The sequence below is a fragment of the Microbacterium sp. genome, assembly GCF_031178525.1.
Lineage (GTDB): Bacteria > Actinomycetota > Actinomycetes > Actinomycetales > Microbacteriaceae > Microbacterium.
The window spans coordinates 1-8,976 of sequence record NZ_JAPSJA010000102.1 but is presented as its reverse complement, the minus strand read 5'-3'; the positions used below and the strand labels follow the sequence as shown (position 1 = coordinate 8,976).

Annotated in this window: 10 protein-coding genes and 1 tRNA gene; 6 read left to right on the top strand and 5 right to left on the bottom strand. The window is 72.6% G+C overall.

Going from position 1 to position 8,976, the window contains the following annotated elements; genetic code table 11:
• The 4 genes from RIF89_RS08240 to RIF89_RS08225 form a co-directional block, all read right to left on the bottom strand.
• Positions 1–143, bottom strand: a 143-nt coding sequence (locus RIF89_RS08240) for an AsnC family transcriptional regulator (RefSeq protein WP_309068641.1), incomplete at its 3' end; no start/stop codon positions are given.
• A gap of 113 nt (positions 144–256) precedes the next feature.
• The gene (locus tag RIF89_RS08235; protein ID WP_309068640.1) at positions 257–1,282 is read right to left on the bottom strand and encodes a DNA topoisomerase IB; all 1,026 of its coding nucleotides are present in this window, start codon (positions 1,280–1,282) and stop codon (positions 257–259) included.
• Between the two features lie 21 nt (positions 1,283–1,303).
• A complete protein-coding gene (locus RIF89_RS08230; protein WP_309068639.1) occupies positions 1,304–1,882 on the bottom strand; it encodes a histidine phosphatase family protein in 579 nt (192 codons plus the stop codon).
• Positions 1,883–1,929: 47 nt separating this feature from the next.
• Complete coding sequence (locus RIF89_RS08225; protein ID WP_309068638.1) at positions 1,930–2,778, bottom strand: Sir2 family NAD-dependent protein deacetylase; 849 nt, start codon at positions 2,776–2,778, stop codon at positions 1,930–1,932.
• A 27-nt stretch (positions 2,779–2,805) separates the two neighbouring features.
• Between RIF89_RS08225 and RIF89_RS08220 the strand changes: the two genes are divergently transcribed.
• A complete protein-coding gene (locus RIF89_RS08220) occupies positions 2,806–3,621 on the top strand; it encodes an RNA methyltransferase (RefSeq protein ID WP_309068637.1) in 816 nt (271 codons plus the stop codon).
• Between the two features lie 12 nt (positions 3,622–3,633).
• On the opposite strand, the gene RIF89_RS08215 is transcribed toward RIF89_RS08220, so the two are convergent.
• Positions 3,634–4,449, bottom strand: a complete 816-nt coding sequence (locus tag RIF89_RS08215; protein ID WP_309068636.1) for an SGNH/GDSL hydrolase family protein — start codon at positions 4,447–4,449, stop codon at positions 3,634–3,636.
• A gap of 140 nt (positions 4,450–4,589) precedes the next feature.
• On the opposite strand from RIF89_RS08215, the gene RIF89_RS08210 reads away from it, so the two are divergent.
• From RIF89_RS08210 to RIF89_RS08190, 5 genes are all read left to right on the top strand, one after another.
• Positions 4,590–6,341 carry a DEAD/DEAH box helicase gene (locus RIF89_RS08210; protein ID WP_309068635.1) on the top strand — a complete coding sequence of 584 codons (1,752 nt, stop codon included), beginning with the start codon at positions 4,590–4,592 and terminating at the stop codon, positions 6,339–6,341.
• A 7-nt stretch (positions 6,342–6,348) separates the two neighbouring features.
• On the top strand, positions 6,349–6,843 hold the full coding sequence (locus RIF89_RS08205) for a hypothetical protein (RefSeq protein WP_309068634.1): 495 nt from the start codon (positions 6,349–6,351) through the stop codon (positions 6,841–6,843).
• A gap of 68 nt (positions 6,844–6,911) precedes the next feature.
• Positions 6,912–7,985: a VIT1/CCC1 family protein gene (locus RIF89_RS08200; RefSeq protein ID WP_309068633.1), complete on the top strand. Its 1,074-nt coding sequence runs from the start codon at positions 6,912–6,914 to the stop codon at positions 7,983–7,985.
• A 210-nt stretch (positions 7,986–8,195) separates the two neighbouring features.
• Positions 8,196–8,280 (top strand) — tRNA-Leu (locus RIF89_RS08195).
• Between the two features lie 76 nt (positions 8,281–8,356).
• Positions 8,357–8,976, top strand: a 620-nt coding sequence (locus RIF89_RS08190; protein ID WP_309068632.1) for a M20/M25/M40 family metallo-hydrolase, incomplete at its 3' end; no start/stop codon positions are given.

The window sequence follows — 8,976 nt, the reverse complement described above, 5'->3', positions numbered from 1 at the left end:
CCGGCCTTGTCGAGGCGCGCCATGCGGGCCTGAACGGTGTTGCGCGACAGGCGCAGACGCTCCGCGAGTGCCACGACCGTGGCGCGCGGGTCCTCGCTGAGCGCGGCAAGCAGCTCGAGGTCGACGTGATCCAGGGAAGCCATAGTGCGAGACATTAGCAGGATGGCGGAGGCGCCTTTGCGCATCCTGCTCACTCGTTATCGGATCGATTGCGCGGGGTGGCCCGAAGTCCCCGGACCGGCCGTGGGCGTTCCGATCAGGCGTCGTCGGTCTCGCGGATGAGCCGGCGTGTGGCGCGCTCGAGAGCGAGCTGGCGCTCATCGAACGAATCGAACGAGCGGCGCACCGTGCGAGCGATCGTGCGGCCCTCCTCGAACGCGGACACCACGCGCGGATCCACGTACGACGTGCGCGCCAGTGTGGGCGTGTTGCCGAGGAAGTCGGCCACCTCGCGCATCGCGTCGGTCACCACGCGACGACGACGCGTGACGCCGCCGCGGCCGGCGCGCTCGAGCTCGTCGGCGCCTGCGGCGATCTCCGCGGCGGCCAGCACGGTCGCGTGCCACGTGCGGAAGTCCTTCGCGGTCGCGTCCATGCCCGTGATCTCGCGCACGTACTCGTTCACCATGGCGGACGTCAGCGTGCGCCACGTGCCGTTGCGGCAGGCGAGCAGCGTCTCGGCCTCGTCGCGCCGGCGCCGCAGTGTCTCGACCGCGGCGGTGACGGGCTCGTCCTCGATCTCGATCCGGTGGTCCACGCCCGACTTGCCCGTGAACGCGAACACGAGCGCACGACCGTGTCGTGTGACGTGGTCGCGCCGCAGCGTCGTCAGTCCGAAGCTTCCGTTCGTGTCGGCGTACACGTCGTTCCCGATCCGGAAGCAGCCGAGATCGAGCAGTCGCACCGCGAGCGCGCACGCCCGCTCGAGCGGCATGCCGTCGAGCGCCAGATCGTCACGCACACGCTCCCGCGCCGCGCCGAGCGCGCGACCGAAGTCCAGCACACGGTCGAACTTGGCGGCGTCGCGACGCGTTCGCCACTCCGGGTGATAGAGGTACTGACGGCGGCCGGCGTCATCCGTTCCGACGGCCTGCAAGTGCCCGTTCGGATAGGGACAGATCCACACGTCCTTCCACGCGGGCGGGATCGCGAGCGACCGGATGCGCTCGACGTCCTCCGCGGCAAGGCGGCCGCCGGTCTCGTCCCGGTATGCGAAGCCGCGCCCGGTGGCGCGGCGCGTCCAGCCCGGCTGGGCGGGGGAGGAGCGTCGCAGGCGCACCATGGCGGGACCGGTCCGGGGCTGTTACGCCCCGGCCTCCGGGCTCACGAGCGACGCCGACTCGAGCGCGAGTCCGTCGGCCGTGAAGCGGAACACCGTCACGGACGCGTTCTCGACGCGCTCGCCCGGGCGCGGCAGCGCGCCATCCGTGGCGATCCGCAGGAGGGCGCGGATCACGCCGCCATGCGCCACCACGATCGTCGGCCGGCCGTCCGCGTCGGCCGCCACGTCGCCCAGCGCCTGCAGCGCGCGTTCCGCGAGATCCTGCACCGGCTCGCTGCCGGGGGCCTCGCCCGTCGGGTAGCGCTCGTGGAAGTCCGCGACGAGCGTGCCCTCGCCGACGCCGTAGTCACGCTCGACGAGTCCCTCATAGGTGTCAGGGGCGTCGAGTCCGAGTGCATCGGCGATGATCTGCGCCGTCTCCTTCGCACGCTGCAGCGTGCTGGACGCGATGCGCGTCCATCCGCCGTCACGGAGCGTCTCTGCTGCGAGCAGGGCCTGCGCGCGGCCCGTCTCGTTGAGGGGGATGTCGGTGCGGCCCTGGATCCGCAGCTCGAAGTTCCAGTCGGTCTGGCCGTGGCGGACGAGCGCGAGGAGAGTCACCTCTCGATCGTATGGGGTGTTCCTGAGGCGCGGCTCGGCGCCGGCGGTCAGCGGGCGGCGGGAAGGGCGCGAGCGAGTTCGCCGAGCACCTCGGTGGTGCCGGCCTCGACGCGCACCGTCGCGCGATTGTCGGCGCGCGTCTCGCCGCGATTGACGATCACGACGGGCATCTTGCGCCGACGCGCCCGCTCGACGAAGCGGATCCCGGAGTTCACGGCCAGCGACGATCCGGCGATCAGCAGGGCCTCGCTGCTGTACAGCAGCTGCTCGGCCTCGCGGAACTTCTCGGCAGGGATGAACTCGCCGAAGAAGACCACGTCGGGCTTGAGCATCCCGCCGCACACCGTGCACTCCGGGATCACGAAGTCCTCGGCCGACTCGGGCAGGACATCGCCATCCGGACCGAGACTGACGTTCTCCGGCACGGTGATCCAGGGGTTCGCCTGCTCGAGCCGGGCGGCGATGTCCCGACGGTCGAACACCTGGCCGCAGTGCGTGCAGAACACACGGCGCATCGTGCCGTGCAGTTCGACCACGCGGTGGCTGCCGGCGCGCAGGTGCAGTCCGTCGACGTTCTGCGTGATGACGCCCGTGGCGATCCCGTCGCGCTCGAGGGCGGCGAGCGCCTCGTGCCCGGCGTTCGGCGCGGCGGCCGTGAACGCCCGCCAGCCGAGATGCGACCCGACCCAGTACCGGCGGCGCGCGGCCTCGTCGCTCAGGAACGTCTGCGCGGTCATCGGCGTGCGGCGCGGGGCTCCCTGGCCGCGATAGTCGGGGATCCCCGAGTCGGTCGACACCCCGGCCCCGGTCAGCACGGCGACCCGTCGGCCCGCGAGCGCCTCGATCGCGCGGCCGAGAGCCGCGGTCGTGTGGTCGTCGAGGTGGGGCACGGGCACGCAGAGAGTCTAGGCAATGCTTGTTACGTGCAGACGCTTCCCATCGACGATCCGGGCGACCCGCGGCTCGCGGACTACCGCGACCTGACCGACGTCGCGCTGCGGCGCGTCCTCGAGCCCGAGGGCGGCCTGTACATGGCAGAGTCGGCGAAGGTGCTCGCGAGGGCCCTGGCCGCCGGTCACCGGCCGCGCTCCGTGCTGACGCAGGAGCGCTGGCTGCCCGAACTCGCGGAGGTGCTCGCCGGTCACGCGGACCTGCCCGTGTACGTCGTCCCGCCCGAGGTCGCCGAGGGCGTCACGGGCTACGCCGTGCACCGGGGCGTGCTCGCCGCGATGCACCGGCCGGAGCCGCCGGCGGTCGCCGACGTCCTGGCGGGCGCCCGGCTCGCGGTGATCCTGGAGGACATCGTCGACCACACGAACGTCGGGGCGGCGTTCCGCGCGGCGGCGGGCCTCGGAGCGGACGCCGTCCTCGTGACGCCGCGCTGCGCGGATCCGCTCTACCGGCGCAGCGTGCGCGTGAGCATGGGGACGGTGTTCCAGGTGCCGTGGACGCGCCTGCCCGAATGGCCCGAGGCGCGCGAACAGCTGCACGACGCGGGGTTCCACGTCGCCGCGCTCGCGCTCGCGGACGACGCCGTCTCCCTCGACGACTTCGCCGCGGACCCGCCCCAGCGGGTGGCGCTGCTGATGGGCGCCGAAGGCGACGGGCTGTCGCGACGCGCACTGGCGGCGGCCGACTCGGTCGTGACCATCCCGATGGCGGGCGGCGTCGACTCGCTCAACGTCGCGTCCGCCAGCGCCGTCGCGCTGTGGGCCGTGAGCCGCGGCCGGCGCGGCTGATCGGGCGAGCGGCTACCTTCCTCGCAGCGGGGAGGCCTCGGGGCGCTTGGCCGTGACGTTGTCGCCCGAGGACTGATGGCGCAGGCGGCGCAGCACCCACGGCACGAGGTGCGTGCGCGCCCACACCAGGTCGTGTGCGCGCGCCTCGCGCCACGTCGACGTCGGCAGCGGATCGGGCTTCATCGGCTGCAGGTCGTTGGGCACGTTCAGCGCTCTCAGCACCATGCGCGCGACCTCGTGGTGGCCGAGCGGGTTCATGTGCAGCCGGTCGTCGTCGAAGAACCGCATGTCCTGGATCGACTTGAGCGCCCACTGATCGGCGACGATGCAGTCGTACCTGTCGGCGATCGCGCGCAGGTTCTCGTTGTAGATCGCGATGCGGCCGCGCAGCGGACGGAACACGGGCGTGAACCGGGTGTCGATGCCCGTGAAGATCACGACGGTCGCGCCCTCGCTGCTCAGCCGCTCGACCGCGCTCTCGAACAGCGCCGCGACGTCGTCCGGATCGCCGCCCGGCCGGATCACGTCGTTGCCGCCCGCGCAGAAGGTCACGAGGTCGGGCTTGAGCGCCATGGCCGGCTCGACCTGCTCGTCGACGATCCTCCCGATCAGGCGCCCGCGCACGGCGAGGTTGGCGTACGCGAAGTCCGCGACCTGCCGGGACAGCACCTCGGCCACGCGGTCGGCCCAGCCGCGGTGTCCGCCGGGCGAGCCGGGCTCGGGGTCGCCGATCCCCTCCGTGAACGAGTCGCCGATCGCGACGAACCGGCGCCAGGGGTGCGGCTGCTCGTTCGCCACGAACGGGCTGCGGACGGCGTCGTCGGACATGGATCCTCCTGGGGTGGGAGCGCGAGCAGGGGGGACGGGGGCGGGATCGGACGGGAGCGGGACGCTCAGCAGACTACGCCGCACGGTGCACGCGCGAGGGCCCGGCGGAACGTCGGCAGGGGCCGTTACCCTGGAACCCCATGCTGTCACCGTCCTACCCGCAGAGAGCGCCCTGGGGCACCGCCGGCAAGCTGCGTGCCTGGCAGCAGGAGGCGCTCGACGCCTACTTCGAAGCGGGCAAGCGCGACTTCCTCGTGGCGGCCACGCCGGGCGCCGGAAAGACCACGTTCGCCCTGACGCTCGCGGGCGAGCTGCTGCGCACGCGCGAGGTCGACAGGATCATCGTGGTCGCGCCGACCGAGCATCTGAAGACGCAGTGGGCGGATGCGGCGGCGCGTGCGCACATCCGCCTCGATCCGGCCTTCCGCAACCACCACACGACGTTCTCGCGTCAGTATCACGGTGTCGTGGTGACGTACGCGCAGGTCGCGGTGAAGGCAGCCGTGCATCGCGCGCTGACCGAGGGCGGTCGCACCCTCGTGATCCTCGACGAGGTGCACCACGGCGGCGAGGCGCTGAGCTGGGGCGACGCCCTGCGCGAGGCGTACGGCCCCGCCCGGCGCCGCCTGCTGCTGAGCGGCACGCCCTTCCGCAGTGACGACGCCCCGATCCCGTTCGTGGAGTACGCGCCCGACGCACAGGGTCTGCGCACGTCGGTCACCGACTACGCGTACGGCTACGGCCGCGCGCTGGCCGACGGCGTCGTCCGGCCCGTGCTCTTCCACGTGTACTCGGGTCACATGAAGTGGCGCACGCGAGCCGGCGACGAGCTCGAGGCGCACCTCGGCCAGGACAACATCAAGGACATCACGTCGCAGGCCTGGCGCACCGCGCTCGACCCGCAGGGCGAGTGGATGTCCGCCGTGCTGAAATCGGCCGACGCGCGCCTGACGGAGATCCGCCAGCACGTGCCGGATGCCGGCGGCCTCGTGCTCGCGACCGATCAGACCGCCGCGCGCGCGTACGCGAAGCTGCTGCACTCGATCACGGGCCAGCGCGCGACCATCGTGCTGTCGGACGACACCGAGGCCTCGAAGCGCATCGAGCGCTTCTCGGAGAGCACGGATCGCTGGATGGTCGCGGTGCGCATGGTGTCGGAGGGTGTCGACGTGCCGCGCCTCGCCGTCGGCGTGTACGCGACGTCGTCTTCCACTCCGCTGTTCTTCGCGCAGGCGATCGGACGCTTCGTGCGCGCGCGGCGTCGCGGCGAGGCCGCCAGCGTGTTCCTGCCGCACGTGCCGACGCTGATGGCACTCGCGAACGAGATGGAGCGTCAGCGCGACCACGTGCTCGACCGCGGGGAGAAGGACGAGGACGGCCTCGACGACGCGCTGCTGGAGGCCGCCGAGCGCGAGGAGAAGGCCTCCGATGCCCTGACGGAGGAGGGCTCCTTCGAGGCGCTCGGCTCTGTCGCGCACTTCGATCGCGTCGTGTTCGACGGCAAGGAGTTCGGCCAGCTCGCCGTGCCCGGCACGGACGAGGAGCAGGAGTTCATCGGCCTTCCCGGACTGCTCGAGCCCGAGCACGTGCACGAGCTGCTCATGCAGCGCGTCGCACGGCAGTCCCGGCACCGTCAGGCCCGCGAGGCCCGCGAATCCGAGCTGGGCGACGAGCCGGTCACGACGCTGCCGCAGCCGCTTCACCGCACCCTTCGCGAGCAGCGCCAGCTGCTCAACAGCCTCGTCGGGGTGTATGCGCGCCAGACCGGCGAGCCGCACGGCATGATCCACGCCGATCTCCGCCGCCGCTGCGGCGGACCCGAGGTGTCCAAGGCGACGGTCGCCCAGCTGCAGGCGCGCATCGACGTGCTGCGCAAGCGCGTGCGGTCCTGAATCGACCGTGAGCGCCGACTACTCGTTCGAGAGCAGATGGGTCGTGCCGGCGTCGCCCGACCGCTGCTGGCGCGAGATCGAGCGCACCGTCACCGGGGCGGGCCGCGCCTGGTGGCCCGGTGTGCGGATCGAGCGTCCCGCCCGGGCGCTGACGCCCGGCGCGTCCGTCGGCCTCGCCGTGCGTGCACCGCTCGGCTATCGGCTGCGCTGCACGCTGCGGATCACCGCGCTGGATCCGGGCGTGCGGCTCGACGCCGACAGCACGGGCGATCTCGCGGGGCGCGGCGCGATCCGGTTGCGCCGATCCGACGAGGGCACCGAGATCGGCATCCTGTGGGACGTCACCGTGCAGCGCGCCTGGATGCGGCTGCTCAGCCCGGCGCTGCGACCTGTGTTCGCCGCGGCGCACGCGACGGTGATGCGGATGGGGGAGCGCGGGCTGCGTCGGGCTCTGGAGCGCGGCTCTTCGGGAATCCGAAATCCTGCCAATCCCGATCGCTGAGGCGGGCTCGCGGCCGACGGCTGGCTAGCGTGGAAGCATCCCTTCTTCCTTCCCTCCCTGGAGGTCTCTTGAGCGCGCCCGCAGCCACGTCCGCCGATCGTCGCCGGTGGGCGCAGTACCTCGCCGACGAACGGGCCGAGGCGAACGTCTATCGGCGGCTCGCCGCGACCAAGGAGGGCGAGACGCGCGCGATCCTGGAGCAGCTCGCGCTCGCCGAGGGGCGCCACGAGGCGCATTGGCTCGCGCTGCTCGGAGGCGAGCCCCCGCGGATGCCCCGCGCGAGCCTGCGCACGCGGATGCTCGGATGGATGGCCGGCCGGTTCGGCACGATCTTCGTGCTCGCACTGGCCCAGCAGGCCGAGGCGCGGTCGCCCTACGACGCGGAACGGTTCGCGACACCCGCGATGCGCGCAGACGAGAAGGTGCACCACGAGGTGGTGCGGGGTCTCGCCGCGCGTGGCCGACGCCGACTGTCCGGCACGTTCCGCGCCGCTGTGTTCGGCGCGAACGACGGACTCGTGTCGAACCTCGCGCTCGTGCTCGGCATCGGAGCGACCGGTGTCGCGCCTCAGGTCGTGCTGTTCAGCGGCGTCGCCGGTCTGCTGGCGGGTGCGCTCTCGATGGGGGCGGGCGAGTTCGTGTCCGTGCGGTCGCAGCGCGAGCTGCTGGATGCGACCGAGCCCGGGACCTACGGCGACGGAGCGCTGCCCGACCTCGACATCGACTCGAACGAGCTCGCGCTCGTCTATCGGGCACGCGGCATGGCGGAGGAGGAGGCCGGCGCCCGCGCCCGCAAGGCCATCGCCGAGGCGCACGCGGGCCGCGTGCCCGTGCGCACGGGGGCCATCGACCTGCACGAGGTGGTCGGCGGCGCCTGGCGCGCCGCCGGATCGAGCTTCCTGTTCTTCGCGAGCGGCGCGGTCATCCCCGTGCTGCCGTGGCTTCTCGGGCTCACGGGCGCGACGGCCGTCATCGTCGCGCTGATCCTCGTCGGCATCGCCCTGCTCGCCACGGGCGCGACGGTCGGCCTGCTCTCGGGCGCCTCACCGCTGAAGCGCGCGCTGCGCCAGCTCGCGATCGGCTACGGCGCCGCGGCGGTCACGTACGTCCTCGGCCTCGCCTTCGGCGTGACGCTCGGCTGAGCCGGCGGCCCCCGGCCGCGACGAGACGGCGGCGACGCGAGCGGGCGCGCGCGATGACGCCTGCCCGCGGCGTGGATGGTGCTCGGACGGGCCACCCGACGGACGCGCCCGGCCGCTGCCACGATTCGCCGGGCGGTTGTGCGCGTGGTAATGTTTCTCCTCGGTCGTGAAAGCGGCCACAGCCCCGGTCGCAAGGTCGGGCACCTGGTTGCGCGGGTGGCGGAATAGGTAGACGCGCTAGCTTGAGGTGCTAGTGCCCGTATAGGGCGTGGGGGTTCAAGTCCCCCCTCGCGCACAGCTCGAAGGCCCCGGAGAGATCCGGGGCCTTCGTCGTTCCCGGCGGAGGATGCGCGCGGGTTAGGTTTGAACGCATGTCGTCGCCTGAGCTGCCCGAGGTCGCCCGGATCGCGCGAGACCTGATCCGGATCGACACCACGAACTGGGGCGGCGGGCGCGCGAAGGGCGAGCGCGAGGCCGCCGAGTACGTCGGCGCGCACCTCGAGGGCCTCGGCCTCGAGCCGCAGTACTACGAGCCCATCGAGCGCCGCACGAACGTCGCGGCACGCGTGCCCGGCCGCAACCGCGACAAGCCCGCGCTCGTGCTGCACGGGCACCTCGACGTCGTTCCCGCGGTCGCGGACGACTGGTCGGTGGACCCGTTCGCCGGAGAGATCCGCGACGGCATGCTGTGGGGCCGGGGCGCGGTCGACATGAAGAACATGGACGCCATGATCCTCGGCGCGGTGGGGGAGCTGCTGCGCACCGGCGAGCAGCCCGAGCGCGACCTCGTGCTGGCGTTCTTCGCGGACGAGGAGAACGGCGGCGTCGAGGGATCCCAGCTCGTCGTGCGCGACCGTCCGGACTGGTTCACGGGCGCGACGGAGGCCATCAGCGAGGTCGGCGGCTATTCCATCCCGGTCGGCGACCGCAGCGCGTACCTCCTGCAGGTGGGGGAGAAGGCGCTGATGTGGGTCACGCTGGTCGCCCGAGG

Bases quoted from the DNA above. Each gene is read 5' to 3' on its own strand.
- RIF89_RS08235 (WP_309068640.1), bottom strand. From the start codon at position 1,282: ATGGTGCGCCTGCGACGCTCCTCCCCCGCCCAGCCGGGCTGGACGCGC.
- RIF89_RS08215 (WP_309068636.1), bottom strand. From the start codon at position 4,449: ATGTCCGACGACGCCGTCCGCAGCCCGTTCGTGGCGAACGAGCAGCCG.
- RIF89_RS08210 (WP_309068635.1), top strand. From the start codon at position 4,590: ATGCTGTCACCGTCCTACCCGCAGAGAGCGCCCTGGGGCACCGCCGGC.